The following is a 21,333-nucleotide window of genomic DNA, read 5'->3' as shown; positions in this document are numbered from 1 at the left end:
CGGTGACCGAGACGGTGACCGTGACCACCACTGCGGCCGCATCCACATCCGCGGCGACCACCACCCCCGCCCTCACCACCACGACCAGCGCCGGGCCGGGTGCGATCGACAAAGTCGAGATCACCACGACGGATCAGGGTGGCGGCCGGATCGGCCCAGATCACTACCAGTTGCGCCAGGTCTACTCCTGGAACGAGCCGTTCGTGAACGTGGCGTACGGCTGGGCGTCGTCGGCGAACGCAACGCAAGTCTTCGGCCACGAGTGCACCGTGGTCATGACCACCACCGGGCCCAATGGCTACACCAATACCTCGCACAGTGATTCCTGCAGCCAAGGCACCGGTGTCGCCGGCGCCGAGTCGCTGACCGTGCATGCGCCGGGGACGTACACGATCACCGTGGCGGTGACGCCGCAGACCGGGGCGGCCGTCACCGGCACCAAGGACTTCGATGTGATCCCGATGGACGAGCACTAAGCACTGAATTAATTTGCATTAATCCGTATAAGGATACAGAATGACGGCCATGGCTGAGGCGATACGGGTAGCGGTGGCGGGTGCCAGCGGCTATGCCGGCGGTGAGATCCTGCGACTGCTGCTCGGGCATCCCGCCTACGCAGCGGGCCGGTTGGAGATCGGTGCGCTGACCGCGGCGACCAGCGTCGGCAGCACCATCGGCGAACAGCACCCCCACCTGGTGCCGCTGTCGGCCCGGGTGGTCGAGCCGACCGAACTCGAGGTGCTGGCCGGGCACGACGTGGTGTTCCTCGCGCTGCCGCACGGACATTCGGCGGTGCTGGCCGAACAACTCGGACCCGACACCCTGGTCGTGGACTGCGGGGCCGACTTCCGGCTAAACCAGGCGACCGACTGGGAACGGTTCTACGGCTCGACGCACGCCGGCACCTGGCCGTATGGGCTGCCCGAGCTGCCCGGCGCGCGGGACCTGTTGCGGGATGCGCGCCGGATCGCGGTGCCGGGCTGCTATCCGACCGCGGCCCTGCTGGCGCTGCTGCCCGCGCTGGCCGGTGGACTGATCGAGCCCGACGTCACGGTGGTGGCGGTCAGCGGCACCTCCGGTGCCGGGCGGGCCGCGAAAACCGATCTGCTCGGCTCGGAGGTGATGGGCTCGGCGCGGGCCTACAACGTCGGCGGCCTGCACCGGCACACCCCCGAGATCGGCCAGGGGTTGCGGGCGGTCACCCATCGCGACGTCACCGTCGCGTTCATCCCGGTGCTGATTCCGGCGTCACGGGGGATCCTGGCGACCTGCACGGCCAAGACCACGGCATCGGTCGACGAGCTGCGCGCCGTCTACGAAAAGGCCTACCAGAGCGAGCCGTTCGTGCATCTGCTGCCGGAGGGGCAGCTTCCCAAGACCGGATCGGTGATCGGCAGCAATGCCGCGCACCTGGCGGTGACCGTCGATCAGGACGCCGGGACGTTCATCGCGATCGCGGCCATCGACAATCTGGTCAAGGGCACCGGCGGCGCCGCGGTCCAATCGATGAACCTGGCGTTGGGCTGGCCGGAAACCGAGGGGCTGTCGACTGTGGGGGTGGCGCCATGATTCGGATGGTGCGCACGCAGGGCGTCACCGCGCCGGAGGGGTTCCGGGCCACCGGAATTGCGGCCGGCATCAAGAAGTCCGGGGCGTTGGACCTGGCGCTGGTCTTCAACGAGGGCCCGGACTATGCGGCCGCGGGGGTGCTCACCCGCAACCAGGTCAAGGCCGCGCCGGTGCTGTGGAGCCGGCAGGTGCTGACCACCGGACGGCTGCGGGCGGTGGTGCTGAACTCCGGGGGAGCCAACGCCTGCACCGGGCCCGGCGGCTTCCAGGACAGCCACGCCACCGCCGAGGCGGTCGCCGCCGCGCTGAGCGGCTGGGGCACCGAGACCGGAGCGGTCGAGGTCGCGGTCTGCTCGACCGGGCTGATCGGCGACCGGCTGCCCATGCCGCAGGTGCTGACCGGCGTGGAGAACCTGGTGCACGAGATGGCCGGCGGCCTGACCGGCGGCGAGGAAGCCGCCCGGGCCATCATGACCACCGACACCGTCCCGAAACAGGTTGCGCTGCATCACTCGGACAACTGGACGGTGGGCGCCATGGGCAAGGGCGCGGGGATGATCGCGCCGTCGCTGGCCACCATGCTGGTGGTCATCACCACCGACGCGGTGGCCGACGCCGCCGCGCTGGACCAGGCGCTGCGCCGGGCCACTGCGCGGACCTTCGACCGGCTCGACGTCGACGGCTGCTGCTCCACCAACGACACGGTGCTGCTGCTGGCCTCCGGTGCCAGCGGCGTCGCGCCCAGCCAGGCGGACCTGGACGACGCGGTGTTGCGGGCCTGCGACGACCTGGCCGCGCAGATGCAGGCCGACGCCGAAGGGGTCACCAAGCGGGCCAGTATCACGGTCACCGGCGCCGGCTCCGAGGACGACGCGCTGGTCGCCGCCCGACTGGTCGCCCGAGACAGCCTGGTCAAGACCGCGCTGTTCGGCTCCGACCCGAACTGGGGACGGGTGCTGGCCGCGGTCGGCATGGCGCCGTTCGAGATCAACCCGGACCGGATCACCGTGTCGTTCAACGGTTCACCGGTGTTCCGCGATGGCGCGCAGGTGCCCGGCGCCCGCGAGGTCGACCTGTCCGGCGCCGACATCCACGTCGTGGTGGATCTTCACCAAGGCGGCGGCGAGGCGATGATCCGCACCACGGATCTGTCGCACGGCTACGTCGAAGAGAACTCGGCGTATTCCTCATGACCGAGTTGACTACCACCGTCAAAGCCCGGGTGCTGGCCGAAGCCCTGCCGTGGCTCAAGCAGCTGCACGGCACGATCGTCGTCGTCAAATACGGCGGCAACGCGATGACCGACGACACGCTCAAGCACGCGTTCGCCGCCGACATGGCGTTCCTGCGCAACTGCGGCATCCACCCGGTGGTGGTGCACGGTGGCGGCCCGCAGATCAGCGCCATGCTCAAACGGCTCGGGATCGAAGGCGACTTCAAGGGCGGTTTCCGGGTCACCACACCGGAAGTGCTCGACGTGGCGCGCATGGTGCTGTTCGGTCAGGTCGGCCGCGAGCTGGTGAACCTGATCAACGCGCACGGGCCGTACGCGGTCGGCATCACCGGAGAGGACGCGGCACTGTTCACCGCGGTGCGCCGCAGCGTCACCGTCGACGGGGTCGTCACGGACATCGGACTGGTCGGCGACGTCGACCAGGTCAACACCGCCGCGGTGCGCGATCTCATTGCCGCCGGCCGGATTCCGGTGGTGTCGACACTGGCCCCTGACCCGGACGGTGTGGTGCACAACATCAACGCCGACACCGCCGCGGCGGCACTGGCCGAAGCACTGGGCGCCGAGAAACTGTTGATGCTCACCGACGTCGACGGCCTCTACACCGATTGGCCCGACCGCGAATCGCTGGTCAGCGAGATCGATACCGCCACCCTGGCGCAGCTGCTGCCGAAGCTCGAGTCCGGCATGATTCCCAAGGTCGAAGCCTGCCTGCGTGCGGTGACCGGCGGCGTACCCAGCGCCCACATCATCGACGGCCGGGTCGAACACTGCGTCCTGGTCGAGTTGTTCACCGACGCCGGCACCGGAACCAAGGTGGTGAACGCATGAGCGATCGTAAGCGCGGCGAAGCCGGGCGCAGCGGGTCGCGACCCGACCAGCAGATGAGCGATCGTAAGCGCGGCGAAGCCGGGCGCAGCGGGTCGCGACCCGACCAGCAGATGAGCGATCGCAAGCGCGGCGAAGCCGGGCGCAGCGGGTCGCGACCCGACCAGCCTGTCAGCCTGCAGGACCGCTGGTCGGCGGTGATGATGAACAACTACGGCACCCCGCCGGTCGCGTTGGCCAGCGGTGACGGTGCGGTGGTCACCGACACCGAGGGGCGCCAGTACCTCGACCTGCTCGGCGGTATCGCGGTCAACGTGCTCGGCCACCGGCACCCGGCGGTGATCGAGGCCGTCACCACCCAACTGAACACGCTGGGGCACACCTCGAACCTGTATGCGACCGAACCGGGCATCGCGCTGGCCGAGGCGCTCACCGCGCATCTCGGCGCACCGGCCCGGGTCTTCTTCTGCAACTCGGGCACCGAGGCCAACGAGGTGGCCTTCAAGATGACCCGGCTCACCGGCAGGACGAAAGTCGTAGCCGCCCAGGGAGGCTTCCACGGCCGGACCATGGGATCACTGGCACTGACCGGTCAGCCCGACAAGCGGGCGCCGTTTGAGCCGCTGCCCGGTGACGTCACCCACGTGCCCTACGGCGACACCAAAGCACTTGCCGCCGCCGTTGATTCGGACACCGCGGCGGTGTTCCTGGAACCGATCATGGGGGAGGGCGGCGTCGTCGTCCCACCCGCCGGCTACCTGGCCGAGGCTCGCGGGATCACCGCCGCGCACGGTGCGCTGCTGGTGTTCGACGAGGTGCAGACCGGGATCGGGCGCACCGGAGCCTTCTACGCCCACCAGCACGACGGCATCACCCCGGACATCGTCACGCTGGCCAAGGGCCTGGGCGGCGGCCTGCCGATCGGAGCGTGTGTGGCCGTCGGCGCGGCCGGTGACCTGCTGACGCCGGGCAGCCACGGCAGCACCTTCGGCGGCAACCCGGTCTGCACCGCGGCCGCCCTCGCGGTGCTGCGGGCGCTGGCCGACGGCGATCTCATCGCGCGGGCCGGGATGTTGGGCAAGACCCTGAGCCACGGCATCGAGGAACTGCACCACCCATTGGTCGATCACGTGCGGGGCAAGGGGCTGCTGCAGGGCGTCGTGCTCACCGCGCCGAAGGCCAAGGACGTCGAGTTGGCGGCCCGCAGCGCCGGCTTCCTGGTCAACGCCGCCGCACCCGGCGTGGTTCGGTTGGCCCCGCCGCTGATCATCAGCGAAGAGCAGATCGGCAGCTTCCTGACCGCCCTGCCGGGCATCCTGGAGGTCTCATAATGACCCGCCACTTCCTGCGCGACGACGATGTCAGTCCCGCCGAGCAGGCCGAAATCCTGGCGTTGGCAGCGGAACTGAAGAAGTCTCCGTTCTCCCGCCGGCCACTGGAGGGCCCGCGCGGGGTCGCGGTGATCTTCGACAAGAACTCCACCCGCACCCGGTTTTCCTTCGAGATCGGCATTGCGCAGCTCGGCGGGCACGCCGTCGTCGTCGACGGCCGCTCCACCCAGCTGGGTCGCGACGAAACCCTGGAGGACACCGGGCGGGTGCTGTCGCGCTACGTCGACGCCATCGTGTGGCGCACCTTCGCCCAGGACCGGCTGACCGCGATGGCCGGCACCGCGTCGGTGCCGATCGTCAACGCGCTCTCCGACGAGTTCCACCCCTGCCAGGTGCTGGCCGACCTGCAGACCATCGCCGAACGCAAGGGAGCGCTCAAGGGGCTGCGACTGACCTACCTCGGTGACGGCGCCAACAACATGGCGCACTCGCTGATGCTCGGCGGCGTCACCGCCGGCGTGCACGTCACCGTCGCCGCACCGCAGGGTTTCACCCCGGACCCCGTGGTGGTCGCCGCCGCCGAACAGCGCGCCGCCGACACCGGGGCCTCGGTCACGCTCACCGCCGACGCGGGCAAGGCCGCGGCCGGCGCCGACGTGCTGGTCACCGACACCTGGACCTCGATGGGCCAGGAGGACGACGGCCTGGACCGGGTCGCGCCGTTTCGGCCCTACCAGATCAACGACGAGCTCGTCGCCCTCGCCGATTCGGATGTGACGGTGCTGCACTGCCTTCCGGCGCACCGCGGCGACGAGATCACCGACGCGGTGATCGACGGGCCGCACAGCGCGGTGTGGGACGAGGCCGAGAACCGGCTGCATGCGCAGAAGGCGCTGCTGGTGTGGCTGTTGGAGCGATCCCGGTGACCCGACCCGACAGCGGCATCACCCGGGTGGGCCGCCAAGCCCGCATCGTCGAGGTGCTGTCCTCGGCGCCGGTGCGCAGCCAGACCGAGCTGGCCGCGCTGCTGGCCGCCGACGGCATCGAGGTCACCCAGGCCACGCTGTCGCGGGATCTGGAAGAACTCGGCGCGGTGAAACTGCGCGGTGCGGGCGGGGGAGCCGGCGGCTACATCATCCCCGAAGACGGCAGCCCGGTGCGCGGCGTCAGCGGCGGCACCGAACGGGTGGCGCGGCTGCTGGGTGAGCTGCTGGTGTCTGCCGACGCCAGCGGCAATCTGGCGGTGTTGCGCACCCCGCCGGGTGCGGCGGACTATCTGGCGAGTGCCATCGACCGGGCCGCGCTACCGTACGTCGTCGGCACCATTGCCGGGGATGACACCATTTTCGTGGCAGCTCGCGAGCCGATGACCGGCGCCGAGCTCGTCACCACCCTGGAAACGCTCAAGTAAACCTCAAGTAGACCCCGAAACAAGGAGATCAATTCATGTCCGAGCGCGTCATCCTGGCGTATTCCGGTGGTCTGGACACCTCGGTGGCAATCAGCTGGATCGGCAAAGAGACCGGCCGCGAAGTGGTCGCAGTCGCCATCGACCTCGGCCAGGGCGGCGAGGACATGGACGTGGTGCGCCAGCGGGCCCTGGACTGCGGCGCCGTCGAAGCGGTCGTGGTCGACGCCCGCGACGAGTTCGCCGACGAATACTGCCTGCCGACCATTCAGTCCAATGCGCTCTACATGGACCGCTACCCGCTGGTGTCGGCGATCAGCCGGCCGCTGATCGTCAAGCACCTGGTGGCCGCCGCCCGCGAGCACGGCGGCGGGACCGTCGCGCACGGTTGCACCGGCAAGGGCAACGACCAGGTCCGCTTCGAGGTCGGATTCGCCTCGCTGGCACCGGATCTGCAGGTGCTCGCACCGGTGCGGGACTACGCCTGGACCCGGGAGAAGGCCATCGCGTTCGCCGAGGAGAACGCCATCCCGATCAACGTCACCAAGCGTTCGCCGTTCTCCATCGACCAGAACGTGTGGGGCCGTGCCGTGGAAACCGGCTTCCTGGAACACCTGTGGAACGCCCCCACCAAGGACGTCTACGACTACACCGAGGACCCCACCGTCAACTGGGGGGTGCCCGACGAGGTCATCATCGGCTTCGAGCGCGGGGTTCCGGTCAGCATCGACGGGCGGCCGGTGAGCGTGCTGCAGGCGGTGGAGGAGCTCAACCGGCGCGCCGGAGCGCAGGGCGTCGGCCGCCTCGACGTCGTCGAGGACCGGCTGGTGGGCATCAAGAGCCGGGAGATCTACGAAGCCCCCGGGGCGATGGTGCTGATCACCGCGCACACCGAGCTCGAGCACGTGACGCTGGAGCGTGAGCTGGGCCGGTTCAAGCGCCACACCGACCAGAAGTGGGCCGAACTGGTGTACGACGGCCTCTGGTATTCGCCGTTGAAGTCCGCGCTGGAGGCGTTCGTCGCGCACACCCAGGCGCGGGTCTCCGGGGAGGTCCGGCTGGTGCTGCACGGCGGCCACATCGCGGTCAACGGGCGCCGCAGCGCCGAGTCGCTGTACGACTTCAACCTGGCCACCTACGACGAGGGCGACACCTTCGACCAGACCGCGGCCCGCGGCTTCGTCCAGATCCACGGCCTCAGTTCGAAGATCGCCGCCCGCCGGGACCTGGGCTCGTGAGTTTCGGCCACCTACCTGCCCGCGAGGCGGACTCTCACGACGCGACACGCCGGCGGGGCGTCGTGGAATTCCGACTCGGCGGCAGCGCATGAGCACCAACGAGGGGTCGCTGTGGGGCGGGCGGTTCGCCGACGGACCCGCCGACGCGCTGGCCGCGCTGAGCAAATCCACCCACTTCGACTGGGTGCTGGCGCCCTACGACATCACCGCGTCCAAGGCCCACGCCCGGGTCTTGCACAACGCCGGCCTGCTCACCGATGAGCAGCGCGACGGGCTGCTGGCCGGCCTGGACAGCCTGGGCGCCGACGTCGCCGACGGCAGTTTCGGGCCGCTGGTCACCGACGAGGACGTGCACGGCGCGCTGGAACGTGGGCTGATCGACCGGGTCGGCGCCGATCTGGGCGGTCGGCTGCGCGCCGGGCGGTCGCGAAACGACCAGGTGGCCACGCTGTTTCGGATGTGGCTGCGCGACGCGGTCCGCCGTGTGGCGGCCGGCGTGCTCGAGGTGGCCGAGGCGTTGGCGACCCAGGCGGCCGCGCACCCGAACGCGATCATGCCCGGCAAGACCCATCTGCAGTCCGCCCAGCCGGTGCTGCTGGCGCACCACCTGCTGGCCCACGCCCATCCCCTGCTGCGCGACGTGGACCGCATCGCCGACTTCGACGCCCGCGCCGCGGTGTCGCCCTATGGGTCCGGTGCACTGGCCGGCTCGTCGCTGGGCCTGGACCCCGACGCCATCGCCGCCGAACTCGGATTCGCCAGCGCCGCCGACAACTCGATCGACGCCACCGCGGCGCGCGATTTCGCCGCGGAGGCGGCCTTCGTGTTCGCGATGATCGCCGTCGACCTGTCCCGGCTGGCTGAGGACATCATCCTGTGGAGCTCAACGGAATTCGGCTACGCCACCCTGCACGACTCCTGGTCGACCGGCAGCTCGATCATGCCGCAGAAGAAGAACCCGGACATCGCCGAACTGGCGCGCGGCAAGTCCGGCCGGCTGATCGGCAACCTGACCGGGCTGCTGGCGACGCTGAAGGCGCAGCCGCTGGCCTACAACCGGGACCTGCAGGAAGACAAGGAACCGGTGTTCGACTCGGTGGCGCAGCTGGAGCTGCTGCTGCCGGCGATGGCCGGGCTGGTCGGCACCCTGCGGTTCGACACCGACCGGATGTCCGCGCTGGCACCGGCCGGCTACACGCTGGCCACCGACATCGCCGAATGGCTGGTGCGCCAAGGTGTCCCGTTCCGGGTCGCGCATGAGGCGGCGGGTGCGGCGGTGCGGGTCGCCGAGCGGCGCGGGGTGGGCCTCGACGAACTGACCGACGCCGAACTGGCCGCGATCGCCCCCGAGCTGACCCCGCAGGTCCGCGACGTGCTGACCGTGGAAGGCTCGGTGGCCTCCCGCGATGCCCGCGGCGGCACCGCACCGACGCAGGTCGCCGCCCAACTCGCGGTGATCGCGACCCGCACCGGCGAACTGCGGCAACGCCTGCATCGCAGCGGCTAGCTCTTGGGAACCTTCGCGGCGATCTGGGTGGCGACCTGCACGGCGACATCGTGGGTATCGTCTTCGAGGCCGCCGACCCAGATGTCGATGATGACGTTGTTGGCCACGGTCAGCGCCCGCTGAGTCAGCACCGTCCCGTCGCTGAACTGCCGGCGCACATTGGCGCTCAGGACGCCGTTGTTGTTGACGACCGAACCGATCGGCCAAAACCTGTCCGGCTGTTCGGGATTGCTGAGTTTCACGTTCGTGTCCGCGCAGCCGGCCCAGGCGTCGGCGGACGCATTGAAGAATCGGTAGGCGTCCTGCGCCGTCGGAAACAACACCAACATCTGGTCGACGCCCGGGGTCGGTGGCGGGTGGCCGAGGTTGTCGCCGTGCACCACCGTGAATCCGCTTTCGGCGTAGGTCTTCGCATTCGCGCCCGTCACCACCTGCAGGCACGGGGCGGGCGACACCTCGACGTCGAAACCCGAAAGCGCGGTATAGACCTCGGTCACCCGCATCCCGGTGGTGTTCAGCAGCGGGTTGACGGCATCCCCGTCGAGCAGCAGCCCCTCCAGGGCGGGTTCTTGCACCGGTGGCGGCGCCGGATTCGGCGGGATCAACGAGGTGGGCGTCGGCGGCGGCGGCGGAGCCTGCGCGGTTGCGGTTTGGGTGCTGGACCCGCGCACCGAGCCGCTGAGGTTGACCACCAACACCACCACCACGATCAAGGCAACCAGCGCGGCGGACCCGACGAGCACGGCGGGGCGCGAGTAGAACGGCCGTCGGGCTGGAATCGGTGCCGGGGCACCGGGTACGGGCGCGGCCACGGTCCGGTCGGCGGGTCCCGGTGCACCCGGCCCGGCACCGGCCGGATAGTGCGGGGCGGGCGCGGCCCGGCCGATGAACCCGGCATGCAGCGGCGGGCTGTTCAGCGCGTGTCGGGCAGCGGCCGCCAGTTGCTCGGCGCTCTGGTAACGCAGATCGGGATTCTTCGCCATGCCGGTGGCGATGACGTGGTCGAAATGAGCTGGTATGTCGGGGCGTTCGGCGCTGGGACGAGGCGGATCCAGCGACAGATGCCCGGCGATCTGCTGTTCCATGCTCTGGCCCTGATACGGCGGTTTACCGGTCAGGCATTCGTGCAGCACGCACGCCAAGGCGTACACGTCGCCGCGCGCATCGGCGACGCCGGCCGTGAAACGTTCCGGTGCCATGTAGGCCAGCGTGCCCACGATCATGCCGGTGCTGGTGAGCTTGGTGGCGGTCGCGTCGTGCGCGACACCGAAGTCGATCAGATATGCGAAGTCGCGTGCCGTCACCAAAGCGTTGGACGGCTTGATGTCCCGGTGCACCAGGCCCACGGCGTGTGCGGAGTCCAGGGCCGCGGCCAACTGCTCGATGATGTGCACGGCGCGTTGCGGGCTCATCGGCCCCTCGTGCCGCAGCAAGGCACCCAGGTCGGTGCCCTCGATGATCGGCATCACCAGATACAGCCGGCCGTCTGCCTCACCGGTGTCGAAAATGGGAACGATGTGGGGCTCGGTGAGCCGGGCGACGGTGTACGCCTCGCGCCGGAACCGCTCCCGGTATCCCGGCTCCTCGGCCAGTTGTTCGGGCAGCACCTTGACGGCGACGTAGCGGTCGATCACGGTGTCATGGGCTCGGTAGACCGTCCCCATGCCGCCTTCGCCGATCACGCCGAGCAGCCGGTAGCGCGCCAACCCCTGATCCACCTTTGCCTCCCTGCAATCTCGGTGGCAGATGTTACAGGTGGCCGGTAGTCACCGGATTCGGTGATCGTTTGCTGGAGACCGTGTCCTCACTCGATCGCTTCGGACAGCTCCAGCCAGCGCCCCTCCAGGGTGCCGACCTCGTCCTCGAGTGCCCGCAACTGAGCGGTCAGCCGGGACAGCCCCACATGATCGGAGTGGTCATAGGCGGCCAGCTCCTCGTGCTTGGCGGAGATCTGCTCGGCCAGCCGGGCCAGCCGACGGTCGATGGCGGCGATCTCCTTCTGCACCGCCCGCAGCTCGGCCCCCGAGCTGCCCGAGGCCACCGCGCTCGCCGCCGGCACCGGGCGAGATCCGGCCGGGCGCGCCGAATCCGCCAGGCGCAGATACTCATCCACCCCACCCGGCAGATGCCGCAGCCGGCCGTCGAGGATCGCGTACTGCTGGTCGGTCACCCGCTCCAACAGGTAGCGGTCATGGGAGACGACGATCAGGGTGCCCGGCCAGGAATCCAGCAGGTCCTCGGTGGCGGTCAGCATGTCGGTGTCGACGTCGTTGGTCGGTTCGTCGAGCACCAGCACGTTGGGCTCGGCCAGCAGGGTGAGCATCAGCTGCAGCCGCCGCCGTTGCCCGCCGGACAGCTCACCGACCCGCGCCGACAGGTGGGTACGGCCGAACCCGAGTCGCTCCAGCAGCTGGGCCGGGGTCATCTCGCGGTCGTCGACCTGGTAGCCGGCGCGCAGCCGGCCCAGCACGTCGGCCACCCGATCGGCGGCCAGCGCGGTCAGTTCGGTGGACTGCTGGTCGAGCATCCCCAGCCGAACGGTCTTGCCGCGCTTGACCCGTCCGGTGTCGGGCGCCAGGGTTCCCGCGATCAGGGCCAGCAGGGTGGACTTGCCTGCGCCGTTGGCGCCGACGATCCCGACGCGGTCGCCCGGGCCGATCCGCCACTCGATATCGCGCAGCACCGGTCCGTCGCGGTGCGACGCAAAGGACACCGTGACGTCGAGCAGGTCGACGACGTTCTTGCCCAGCCGCGCGGTGGCCAGTTTGGCCAACTCCACGGTGTTGCGCAGCGGCGGCACGTCGGCGATCAGCGCGTTGGCGGCGTCGATGCGGAACTTCGGCTTGGAGGTGCGCGCCGGGGCGCCGCGGCGCAGCCAGGCCAACTCCTTGCGCATCAGGTTCTGGCGCTTGGCCTCGATCGCCGCGGCCTGCCGGTCACGCTCGACGCGGGCCAGCACGTAGGCCGCGTAGCCGCCGTCGAACGGTTCGACGATCCCGTCGTGCACCTCCCAGGTGGTGGTGGCGACTTCGTCGAGGAACCAGCGGTCGTGGGTGACCACCAACAGACCGCCGCTGTTTCGGGCCCACCGCGTCCGCAGATGAGCGGCCAGCCAGGTGATGCCTTCGATGTCGAGGTGGTTGGTGGGTTCGTCGAGCGCGATCACGTCCCATTCGCCGACCAGCAGGGCCGCCAACTGCACCCGGCGGCGCTGGCCGCCGGACAGGGCGGCCACCGGCGCATCCCAGGGCAGATCGGACACCAGACCGGTGACCACGTCACGGGCCCGCGGGTCGGCCGCCCATTCATGGTCGGCCATTTCACCGACCAACGCCCACCCGACGGTGTGCCCGGGATCCAGCGTGTCCGTCTGGTCCAGCGCGCCCACCCGCAGCCCGCCGCGCCGGGTGACCCGGCCGGAATCCGGCCGCACCTGCCCGGTGAGCAGGCCCAGCAGACTGGACTTGCCGTCGCCGTTGCGGCCGACGATGCCGATGCGGGCGCCGTCGTTGACGCCCAGGCTCACCGACTCGAACACGACCTGGGTCGGATACTCCAGGTGCAGGGCCTCGGCCCCCAGCAGGTGCGCCACCGGAGGGACCCTACCCAGCCCCACCGGTCACAGCCGCCACAGCGCCTCTTGGCTGGTGGTGGCGACCAACGATCCCGACGTGTCGTACAGCGATCCCGCGACCAATCCGCGCGCGCCGGCGTGATTGACCGGCCGAACGTCATAGCAGTGCCACTGCTCGGGTGCGAACGGGCGGTGGAACCACACCGAATGGTCCAGGCTGGTGGTGAATCCCAGGCCCAGCCGCATCGGCGTACCGGGCGGGCGGGCCGCCGGAACCGGCCCGATATCGGACAGGAACACCAGCGTGCAGGCGCGCACCAGCGGGTCGTCCTCGATCGGGTCGCGGACCTTGATCCAAAACGGCGGCAGCGCGAACGGGGAGGTGTCCTCCGGTGCGGTGCGGATCTCGAAGTGGTCGGCTAGGTCGATCGGCGGCCGTTTGGGCACCGACTTCTCCAACGGCAGGACCGGCTCAGCGGCCGGATGCCAGTCGGCGCTCGGCTCGGGCCGGTGAAACGAGGCGATCATCTCCAGGATGACCTCGCCGTCCTGCATGCCGGTCACACGGCGGGTGTCGAACGAGCCGCCGGTGCGGGTGCGCTCGACGTGCAGTTCGACGTCGACGTCGTAGCGGCCACCGCGGACGAAGTACAGATGCAATGACTGCGGATGCTTGTCGGCGTCCACGGTGGCCCCGGCGGCGCCGAGCGCCTGCGCGGCGATCAAGCCGCCGAACAGCCGCGAGCCCGGTCCGCGCAGCGAATCCGAGGCGACGAAGGTGTCGCCGTGCCGGTCGTAGCGCAGCAAGCGGGCGATCCAGCTCGGCGAGCCGGTGCCCGCATCGCGGCTCGTCGCGTCCTCGGTGGCCGTCATCGATTGCCAGCCTATCCACCGCTTGGTCGGGAGTATCCGCCGGTAGGCCCGGTCATCGGCCGGTGCCCGACCCCGCCCACGCCTTATGATGTGCAGGCCGTCCGGACACTGGGCAGCGGCACGTCAACCCAGGGAGAGTCGGGTGGAGTTGAATCTTTCAGCGGTCACGGGACCGATCGAGCGCTTGATGGCGACGGCGCAGAACGGCCTGGAGGTGATGCGGCTGGGCGGGCTGGAAACCGGTGCGGTGCCCTCGCCGTTCCAGATCGTCGACAGCGTCCCGATGTACAAGCTGCGCCGCTACTTCCCGCCGGACAGCCGTCCGGGCCAGCCGCCGGCGGGCCCGCCGGTGCTGATGGTGCATCCGATGATGATGTCGGCGAACATGTGGGACGTCACCAAGGAGGAAGGTGCGGTCGGCATTCTGCATGCCGCCGGGCTGGACCCCTGGGTGATCGACTTCGGGTCGCCCGACGAGGTCGAGGGCGGCATGAGCCGCGACATGGCCGACCACATCGTCGCCCTGAGCCAGGCCATCGACACCGTCAGCGACACCACCGGCCGCGACGTGCATCTGGCCGGCTATTCCCAGGGCGGCATGTTCTGCTATCAGGTCGGGGCCTACCGCCGGTCGAAGAACCTGGCCAGCATCATCGCGTTCGGTTCGCCGGTCGACACCCTGGCCGCGCTGCCGATGGGGCTGCCGCCCAACCTGGCCGCCGGCACCGCCAACTTCATGGCCGATCATGTGTTCAGCCGGGTGGACATCTCCGGCTGGATGGCGCGCACCGGCTTCCAGATGATGGACCCGCTCAAGACCGCCAAAGCGCGGCTGGATTTCCTGCGGCAGCTGCACGACCGCGAGGCGCTGCTGCCCCGCGAACAGCAGCGCCGATTCCTGGACTCCGAAGGCTGGATCGCCTGGTCGGGTCCGGCGATCGCCGAACTGCTCAAACAGTTCATCGCCCACAACCGGATGATGACCGGTGGTTTCGCGATCCACGGTCAGCTGGTCACCCTGACCGACATCACCTGCCCGGTGCTCGCCTTCGTCGGCGAGGTCGACGACATCGGCCAGCCCGTCGCGGTGCGCGGCATCCGACGTGCCGCACCCAACGCCGAGGTGTACGAATACCTGCTGCGCGCCGGGCACTTCGGTCTGGTCGTCGGGTCCAAGGCCGCGGAACTGACCTGGCCGACGGTGGCCGGCTGGGTGCAGTGGATCTCCGGTGACGGCGGGCAGCCCACCGGTGTGGTGCCGATGGCCGATCAGCCCGAGGAACCCACCGACCGCGGCGTCCCGTTCAGCTCCCGGGTGGCGCACGGCCTGGGCGACGTGTCCGGGGCGGCGCTGGCGCTGGCCCGCGGCGCGGCCGACGCCGTCGTCGCGGCGAACAAGTCCATGCGCACGCTGGCTGTGGAGACCGTCCGCACCCTGCCGCGACTGGCCCGGCTGGGTCAGATCAACGACCACACCCGCATCTCGCTGGGCCGGATCATCGGCGAACAGGCCGACGATGCGCCGGACGGCGAATTCCTGCTGTTCGACGGCCGGGTGCACACCTACGAAGCCGTCGACCGCCGGATCAACAACGTGGTCCGCGGCCTGATCCAGGTCGGGGTACGCCAAGGCGTCCACGTCGGTGTGCTGATGGAAACCCGGCCCAGCGCCCTGGTCGCGATCGCCGCTCTGTCCCGCCTCGGCGCGGTCGCGGTGTTGATGCCGCCGGACGGCGACCTGGCTCAAGCCGCCCGTATCGGGGGAGTGGCCGAGATCCTGACCGACCCCACCAACCTCGATGCGGCACGCCAACTGCCGTGCCAGGTGCTGGTGCTCGGCGGTGGTGAGTCACGCGATCTGCACCTTCCAGAAGATGCCTTGGAAAAGGCTCAAGTGATCGACATGGAACAGATCGACCCGGACGCGGTCGAGCTGCCCGGCTGGTATCGGCCCAACCCCGGGTTCGCCCGCGACCTGGCGTTCGTGGCGTTCAGCTCCGCCGGCGGCCAGTTGGTCGCCAAACAGATCACCAACTACCGCTGGGCGCTCTCGGCGTTCGGCACCGCGTCGGCGGCCGCACTCGGCCGCAGCGACACCGTGTACTGCCTCACCCCGCTACATCATGAGTCCGGGCTGCTGGTCAGCCTGGGTGGCGCGGTGGTCGGCGGTGCCCGCATCGCGCTGTCGCGTGGTCTGCACCCGGACCGGTTCGTCGCCGAAGTGCGCCAGTACGGCGTCACCGTGGTGTCCTACACCTGGGCCATGCTGCGCGAGGTCATCGACGACCCCGGGTTCGTGCTGCACGGCAACCACCCGGTGCGGCTGTTCATCGGCTCCGGGATGCCGACCGGTCTGTGGCGGCGGGTGGAGGAGGCGTTCGCCCCGGCCCACATCGTCGAGTTCTTCGCCACCACCGACGGTCAAGCGGTGCTGGCCAACGTCGCCGGCGCCAAGGTCGGCAGCAAGGGCCGGCTGCTGCCCGGTACCGGCCACATCGAACTGGCCGCCTACGACCCCGAGCACGACCTGATCCTGGAAACCGACCGGGGCTTCGTGCAGGTCGCCGAGCCCGGCGAGGTCGGCGTGCTGCTGGCGCAGCCGCGCGGGCCGATCGACCCGACCGCCTCGGTCAAGCGCGGCGTGTTCGCGCCCGCCGACACCTGGATCTCCACCGAGTTCCTGTTCCGCCGCGACGCCGACGGCGACTACTGGCTGGTGGGCGGGCGCGGTTCGCTGATCCACACCGCCCGCGGCATCGTCTACCCGGTCACGGTCACCGACGCCCTGGGCTCGATCCTCGGGGTCGACCTGCTGGTGAATTACCAACTACCGGTGGGGGATCAGCGGATCGCGGTGGCGGCGGTGACGCTGCTGGCGGGTGCGACGATCACCGCGGCGGACCTCACCGAGGCGGTGGCGAACATGTCGGTGGGGTTGGGCCCCGACATCGTGCACGTGGTGCCCAAGCTGCCGTTGAGCGCGGTCTACCGGCCGATGGTCGGTGGTCTGGCCGCCGCCGGCGTCCCCAAGGCCGGCCGTCAGAGCTGGTATCTGGACCCGGTCACCAACGAGTACCAGCGGCTGACCGCGGCGGTGCGCACCGAGCGGTTCGGGATCAGCGGATGATCGATGCCGCCCTGCTCGACATCCTGGTCTGCCCGGCGGACCGCGGTGCGCTGCTGTTGATCGGCGACGTGCTCTACAACCCGCGGCTGCGTCGCGCCTACCGCATCGATGACGGCATCCCGGTGCTGCTGGTCAACGAGGCCCGTTACATCACAGACGACGACGAACACGCGCGGCTCATGGCACAGGCGGCAGATCCCCAGTGAGGTAACGCTGCAGGTTCGGCGCGATCATCTCGGCGATCTGCGCTGCCGGCAGCGACGCGAACGGCTCGAGCTGCACGATGTAGCGGGCCATCACCACGCCGAGCATCTGGGTGGCGACCAACTCGGCGCGGATGACACCGCTGCCCGGCGGGCTGTCGGTGCGTGCCGCGATCTCGGTCACCACCACGTCGCGGAAGAAGGTTCGTGCCAGCGTGACGTCGGCGCCGGCCAGGATGGACCGCAGCGTCGCGATCAGGCTCGCGCCTTGTTCGGAGTCCCACACCGACAGCAGTACCGACGGCAGCAGATGGCCCAGTTCGTCGAGCGGCGCCTCGCGCAGCGGCCCGATCAGGGTCATCGGGTCGACCGGCAACTCGATCGCCGCGGCGAACAGCTGCTGTTTGGTGCCGAAATAGTGATGCACCAGCGCCGAGTCCACCCCGGCGGACGCCGCCACCGACCGGATCGACGTGTTATTGATTCCGTTGCGGGCGAACAACTCCCGTGCGCTGGCCAGGATCCTCATCCGGGTGTCGGAGGTGCCCGGTGGGCGGCCGGGCCGCTTGCGCTGCGCGGGGCTCGCCGGGGTCATGCGGTCCGCCGCCGCAGGGTTGCCGCCGCCAAACCCAGGGCCGCGACCGCGAATCCGAGCACGACGATGATGTCGCGGACCGCGATGCCGGTCAGCTCGGTGTGCGCACCCACCTGCTGCAACGCCTCCAGCGCATAGCTGGCCGGCAGCACGTCGCTGACCCACTGCAGCCAGGTCGCCATCAGCGCCCGCGGCACGATGATGCCGGCCAGCAGCAGCTGCGGCACCATCACCAACGGGATGAACTGCACGGCCTGGAACTCGGTGCGGGCGAACGCACTGCACAGCAGGCCGAGTCCGACACCGAGCACCGCGTTGGTGATCGCGATGACGAACACCCACATCGGGCTGCCCGCGGTGTCGAACCCCAGCAGCCAGAACGCGACGCCGCACGCCAGGACCGCTTGCGCGGCCGCCGCGATCGAAAAGGCCGTCCCGTAGGCAATCAGCAGGTCGAAACGGCGCAGCGGCGTGGTCAGGATCCGCTCCAGGGTTCCCGACGCCCGTTCCCGCTGCATGGTGATCGAAGTGATCACGAACATCAGGAACAGCGGAAACAGGCCCAGCAGAATCAGGCAGGCGTTGTTGAACGGCGACGGCGTCCCCGGACGGTGCGGCGCGTTCTCGAACATGAAGTACATCAGCGTGATGACCAGCACCGGCACCAGCAGGATCATCGCCACGCTGCGGTGATCGGCGGCCAGCTGGCGCAGAATCCGCCCGGTGGTGGCGGTGTAGCCGCGCAGCGCTAACCGGCCTGGCGTGCGGTGCCGCGGGTGATCATGGACAGGAAGGCGTCCTCCAGTGACGGACATCCGGTGTCCTTTCGTAGTCGGTCCGGCGTGGTGTGGGCGACCAGCTGACCGTCGCGCATCAGCAGCAGATCCCCGCAGTGATCGGCTTCATCCAGCACGTGGCTGGACACCAGCAGGGTGATGCCGTCGCGGGCCAGATCGGTGAACTGGTGCCACAGATCCACCCGCAACACCGGGTCCAGGCCCACCGTGGGTTCGTCGAGCACCAGCAGTTCCGGTCCGCTGACCAGCGCGCAGGCCAGCGAGACCCGGGTGCGTTGACCGCCGGAGAGATTGCCGCAGTACGCGCTGGCGTGATCGGTCAGGCCCACCCGCTCGATGGCGTCGGCGGCGGCCGCGGTGTCGAACCCGTACAGCGAGGCGAAATAGCGGACGTTGTCGATGATCCGCAGATCGTCGTAGATGGTGGGGTCCTGCGGCAGGTAACCGATCCGGCGGCGCAACGACGCCGAGCCCGCCGGCTGACCGAGCACGGTCACCGACCCCGACGTCACGACCTGGGTCCCGACGATGCAGCGGATCAGGGTGGTCTTCCCGCAGCCGGACGGGCCCAGCAGCCCGGTGATGCTGCCGCGGGCGATCCGGACCGACAGGTCGTGCAGCGCCGGACGCTTACCGCGGATCACCCGTAGGTGTTCGATGTCGACGGCCGGGCCGCCGGTCGATAATTCATCACACGATGAACTCATCATGTGATGAATACTGGGCTCGGCGCGACGGGTTGTCAAGGGTTTTCCGGCGGACGGCAGAATGACCGCGGTGAGCACCGACGAGCTGGCAGTCGATCCGCTCGCCGCTGCGCATCGGGTGCTCGGTGCCACCCTCACCGGCCGCGGGGTCAGTGCGGTGATCGTCGAGGTGGAGGCCTACGGCGGGGTGCCCGACGGTCCCTGGCCGGACGCGGCGGCGCACTCCTACCGTGGCCCAACCGGGCGCAACACGGTGATGTTCGGGCCGCCCGGGCGCCTCTACACCTACCGCAGCCACGGGATTCACGTGTGCGCCAACGTCGCATCCGGCCCGGACGGGACGGCGGCCGCGGTGCTGTTGCGTGCCGCCGTCATCGCCGACGGCGCCGAGGTCGCCCGATCCCGCCGCGGCGAGGCGGTGCGTCCCGCCGGCTTGGCCCGCGGCCCGGGCAATCTGTGCGCAGCGCTGGGCATCACCATGGCCGACAACGGGGTCGAGCTGTTCGACCCGGACAGCCCGGTGACGCTGACGCTCAACGCGGCCGCCCCGGCGGTGGCCGGCCCGCGGGTCGGGGTCACCCATGCCGCCGACCGGCCGTGGCGGCTGTGGCTGCCCGGGGTGCCGGAGGTGTCGGCCTATCGGCGCAGTCCGCGTGCACCGGCGCCCGGCGCCAGCGACTGATACTGGAAAGATCGTCGGGCATGAGTAGGGAGATCCTCGATGAACTGGACTGGCGCGGCCTGATCGCGCAGTCCACCGACCGCGATGCGTTGGCGTCCCAGCTGAACGACGGGCCGGTCACCGTGTACGCCGGCTTCGACCCCACCGCCCCCAGCCTGCACGCCGGCAACCTGGTGCCGCTGTTGGCGCTGCAGCGTTTCCAGCGCGCCGGGCATCGGCCCATCGTGCTGGCCGGCGGGGCGACCGGCCTGATCGGAGATCCGCGCGAAACCGGCGAACGCACCCTGAACACCAGCGACACCGTCGCACAGTGGGCCGACCGGATCCGCGGACAGCTGGAGCGCTTCGTCGACTTCGACGGCTCGGCCACCGGCGCGATCATCGAGAACAACCTGACCTGGACCCAGGAGATGTCGGCCGTGCAGTTCCTGCGCGACGTCGGCAAGCACTTCTCGGTCAACGTGATGCTGGACCGCGACACCATCCGCCGGCGCCTGGACGGCGAGGGCATCTCCTACACCGAATTCAGCTACATGCTGCTGCAGGCCAACGACTACGTCGAGCTGCACCGCAGGCACGGCTGTTCGCTGCAGATCGGCGGATCCGATCAGTGGGGCAACATCATCGCCGGGGTGCGCCTGGTGCGCCAGCGACTCGGGGCGACGGTGCACGCGCTGACCGTTCCGCTGGTGACGGCGGCCGACGGGACGAAGTTCGGCAAGTCCACCGGCGGCGGCAGCCTGTGGCTGGATCCGCAGATGACCAGCCCCTATGCCTGGTACCAGTACTTCGTGAACACCGCGGACGCCGACGTGATCCGCTACCTGCGCTGGTTCACCTTCCTGTCCGCCGACGAGCTCGCCGAGCTCGAGGAAGCCACCGTCAGCCGCCCGCACGAGCGCGCCGCTCAGCGCCGGCTGGCCCGGGAGTTCACCACCCTGGTGCACGGGGAGGCGGCGACCGCGGCCGTCGAGCATGCCAGCCAGGCATTGTTCGGGCGCGGGGAGCTGTCCCGGCTCGACGAACCGACGCTGGCGGCGGCGTTGCGGGAGGCGTCGGTGGCCGAACTGGCGCCCGGTGGGCCGGACGGAATCGTCGACCTGTTGGTCGCCACCGGACTGTCGGCCAGCAAGGGGGCGGCGCGGCGCACCATCGCCGAGGGCGGCGTCTCGGTCAACAACGTGAGAATCGACACCGAGGAGTGGACGCCGGCCCCGTCGGACTTCCTGCACGACCGCTGGCTGGTGCTGCGTCGCGGCAAGCGGAACGTGGCCGGGGTACAGCGGATCCGGCGCGGCTGAGTTGATCTTGAACAGGCCAAACGCCGCAGCGTGCAGGCGATTTGACTCGCTGTTTCCACTCGCGTAACTTATGTCGAGTCGTCGCGACGAGGGAAACCTCAGAGCGCGACGGCGTCCCAGAGGAGATACCGCTTCGGCGGGAATTCCTCACTGTCCGCACTACCGACCGGCGGCTTTAAGCCGCGGGTGGTTGCGCGGCCGGAACGGGTGTGTTGTTTGAGAACTCAATAGTGTGTTTGGTGGTTTTTGTTTGTTGTTGTTTTTTTGCCGTGCCTGGGGGTACCCCCGTGCTTTCTGGGTGTGGTGTTTTTTTGGTCAGTTTTTTGACCTGTTGTTTTCAGGATTTTTCTGAATTGGCC

19 protein-coding genes are annotated in these 21,333 nt (G+C 69.6%); 13 read left to right on the top strand and 6 right to left on the bottom strand.

The annotated features are described in order from the left end of the window. Positions 1–20: 20 nt before the first annotated feature. The 9 genes from AC5Y36_RS07580 to argH all read left to right on the top strand — a co-directional run bounded on the left by AC5Y36_RS07580 (position 21) and on the right by argH (position 9,115). Positions 21–476 carry a hypothetical protein gene (locus tag AC5Y36_RS07580; RefSeq protein ID WP_500040255.1) on the top strand — a complete coding sequence of 152 codons (456 nt, stop codon included), beginning with the start codon at positions 21–23 and terminating at the stop codon, positions 474–476. A 49-nt stretch (positions 477–525) separates the two neighbouring features. Further along, complete coding sequence (gene argC, locus AC5Y36_RS07575) at positions 526–1,569, top strand: N-acetyl-gamma-glutamyl-phosphate reductase (protein ID WP_500040254.1); 1,044 nt, start codon at positions 526–528, stop codon at positions 1,567–1,569. Continuing rightward, positions 1,566–2,762 carry a bifunctional glutamate N-acetyltransferase/amino-acid acetyltransferase ArgJ gene (gene argJ / locus AC5Y36_RS07570; protein ID WP_500040253.1) on the top strand — a complete coding sequence of 399 codons (1,197 nt, stop codon included), beginning with the start codon at positions 1,566–1,568 and terminating at the stop codon, positions 2,760–2,762. The genes argC and argJ overlap by 4 nt, the downstream gene beginning before the upstream one ends. Continuing rightward, on the top strand, positions 2,759–3,634 hold the full coding sequence (argB, locus tag AC5Y36_RS07565) for an acetylglutamate kinase (RefSeq protein ID WP_500040252.1): 876 nt from the start codon (positions 2,759–2,761) through the stop codon (positions 3,632–3,634). The genes argJ and argB overlap by 4 nt, the downstream gene beginning before the upstream one ends. A 110-nt stretch (positions 3,635–3,744) precedes the next feature. After that, positions 3,745–4,962, top strand: a complete 1,218-nt coding sequence (locus tag AC5Y36_RS07560) for an acetylornithine transaminase (RefSeq protein ID WP_500040373.1) — start codon at positions 3,745–3,747, stop codon at positions 4,960–4,962. Next, positions 4,962–5,888 (top strand): ornithine carbamoyltransferase, encoded by a 927-nt coding sequence (gene argF, locus AC5Y36_RS07555; protein WP_500040251.1) that lies wholly within the window; start codon positions 4,962–4,964, stop codon positions 5,886–5,888. Before AC5Y36_RS07560 ends, argF begins: the two co-directional genes overlap by 1 nt. Then, entirely contained in the window at positions 5,864–6,373 is a 510-nt protein-coding gene (locus tag AC5Y36_RS07550) for an arginine repressor (protein WP_500040250.1), read from the top strand. The genes argF and AC5Y36_RS07550 overlap by 25 nt, the downstream gene beginning before the upstream one ends. A 35-nt stretch (positions 6,374–6,408) precedes the next feature. Continuing rightward, positions 6,409–7,608, top strand: coding sequence for an argininosuccinate synthase (locus tag AC5Y36_RS07545; RefSeq protein WP_500040249.1), 1,200 nt, complete (start codon positions 6,409–6,411; stop codon positions 7,606–7,608). 88 nt (positions 7,609–7,696) lie between these two features. Beyond that, on the top strand, positions 7,697–9,115 hold the full coding sequence (gene argH / locus AC5Y36_RS07540; RefSeq protein ID WP_500040248.1) for an argininosuccinate lyase: 1,419 nt from the start codon (positions 7,697–7,699) through the stop codon (positions 9,113–9,115). On the opposite strand, the gene AC5Y36_RS07535 is transcribed toward argH, so the two are convergent. From AC5Y36_RS07535 to AC5Y36_RS07525, 3 genes are all read right to left on the bottom strand, one after another. Next, positions 9,112–10,833 carry a serine/threonine-protein kinase PknH/PknJ gene (locus AC5Y36_RS07535; RefSeq protein ID WP_500040247.1) on the bottom strand — a complete coding sequence of 574 codons (1,722 nt, stop codon included), beginning with the start codon at positions 10,831–10,833 and terminating at the stop codon, positions 9,112–9,114. The two genes, argH and AC5Y36_RS07535, sit on opposite strands and share 4 nt — an antisense overlap. Before the next feature lie 86 nt (positions 10,834–10,919). Continuing rightward, on the bottom strand, positions 10,920–12,707 hold the full coding sequence (locus AC5Y36_RS07530; RefSeq protein ID WP_500040246.1) for an ABC-F family ATP-binding cassette domain-containing protein: 1,788 nt from the start codon (positions 12,705–12,707) through the stop codon (positions 10,920–10,922). 27 nt (positions 12,708–12,734) lie between these two features. Then, positions 12,735–13,562, bottom strand: coding sequence for an acyl-CoA thioesterase (locus AC5Y36_RS07525; protein WP_500040245.1), 828 nt, complete (start codon positions 13,560–13,562; stop codon positions 12,735–12,737). 88 nt (positions 13,563–13,650) lie between these two features. Between AC5Y36_RS07525 and AC5Y36_RS07520 the strand changes: the two genes are divergently transcribed. Next, positions 13,651–16,689 (top strand): acyl-CoA synthetase, encoded by a 3,039-nt coding sequence (locus tag AC5Y36_RS07520; protein WP_500040244.1) that lies wholly within the window; start codon positions 13,651–13,653, stop codon positions 16,687–16,689. Further along, positions 16,686–16,895: a Trm112 family protein gene (locus tag AC5Y36_RS07515; protein WP_500040243.1), complete on the top strand. Its 210-nt coding sequence runs from the start codon at positions 16,686–16,688 to the stop codon at positions 16,893–16,895. Before AC5Y36_RS07520 ends, AC5Y36_RS07515 begins: the two co-directional genes overlap by 4 nt. On the opposite strand, the gene AC5Y36_RS07510 is transcribed toward AC5Y36_RS07515, so the two are convergent. From AC5Y36_RS07510 to AC5Y36_RS07500, 3 genes are read right to left on the bottom strand one after another with little or no spacing between them, the layout of a single operon-like run. Next, the gene (locus AC5Y36_RS07510; protein ID WP_500040242.1) at positions 16,867–17,487 is read right to left on the bottom strand and encodes a TetR/AcrR family transcriptional regulator; all 621 of its coding nucleotides are present in this window, start codon (positions 17,485–17,487) and stop codon (positions 16,867–16,869) included. The genes AC5Y36_RS07515 and AC5Y36_RS07510 overlap by 29 nt on opposite strands. Beyond that, positions 17,484–18,302, bottom strand: a complete 819-nt coding sequence (locus AC5Y36_RS07505) for an ABC transporter permease (RefSeq protein ID WP_500040241.1) — start codon at positions 18,300–18,302, stop codon at positions 17,484–17,486. The genes AC5Y36_RS07510 and AC5Y36_RS07505 overlap by 4 nt, the downstream gene beginning before the upstream one ends. Continuing rightward, positions 18,236–18,994: an ABC transporter ATP-binding protein gene (locus AC5Y36_RS07500; RefSeq protein WP_500040240.1), complete on the bottom strand. Its 759-nt coding sequence runs from the start codon at positions 18,992–18,994 to the stop codon at positions 18,236–18,238. The genes AC5Y36_RS07505 and AC5Y36_RS07500 overlap by 67 nt, the downstream gene beginning before the upstream one ends. A gap of 67 nt (positions 18,995–19,061) precedes the next feature. Between AC5Y36_RS07500 and AC5Y36_RS07495 the strand changes: the two genes are divergently transcribed. After that, the gene (locus AC5Y36_RS07495; protein WP_500040239.1) at positions 19,062–19,673 is read left to right on the top strand and encodes a DNA-3-methyladenine glycosylase; all 612 of its coding nucleotides are present in this window, start codon (positions 19,062–19,064) and stop codon (positions 19,671–19,673) included. A 20-nt stretch (positions 19,674–19,693) separates the two neighbouring features. Next, positions 19,694–20,974, top strand: a complete 1,281-nt coding sequence (tyrS, locus tag AC5Y36_RS07490) for a tyrosine--tRNA ligase (protein ID WP_500040238.1) — start codon at positions 19,694–19,696, stop codon at positions 20,972–20,974. Positions 20,975–21,333: the final 359 nt, after the last annotated feature.

It is taken from the genome of Mycobacterium sp. NGS50 (assembly GCF_059812545.1).
This window is presented reverse-complemented; position numbering and strand designations above follow the sequence as displayed.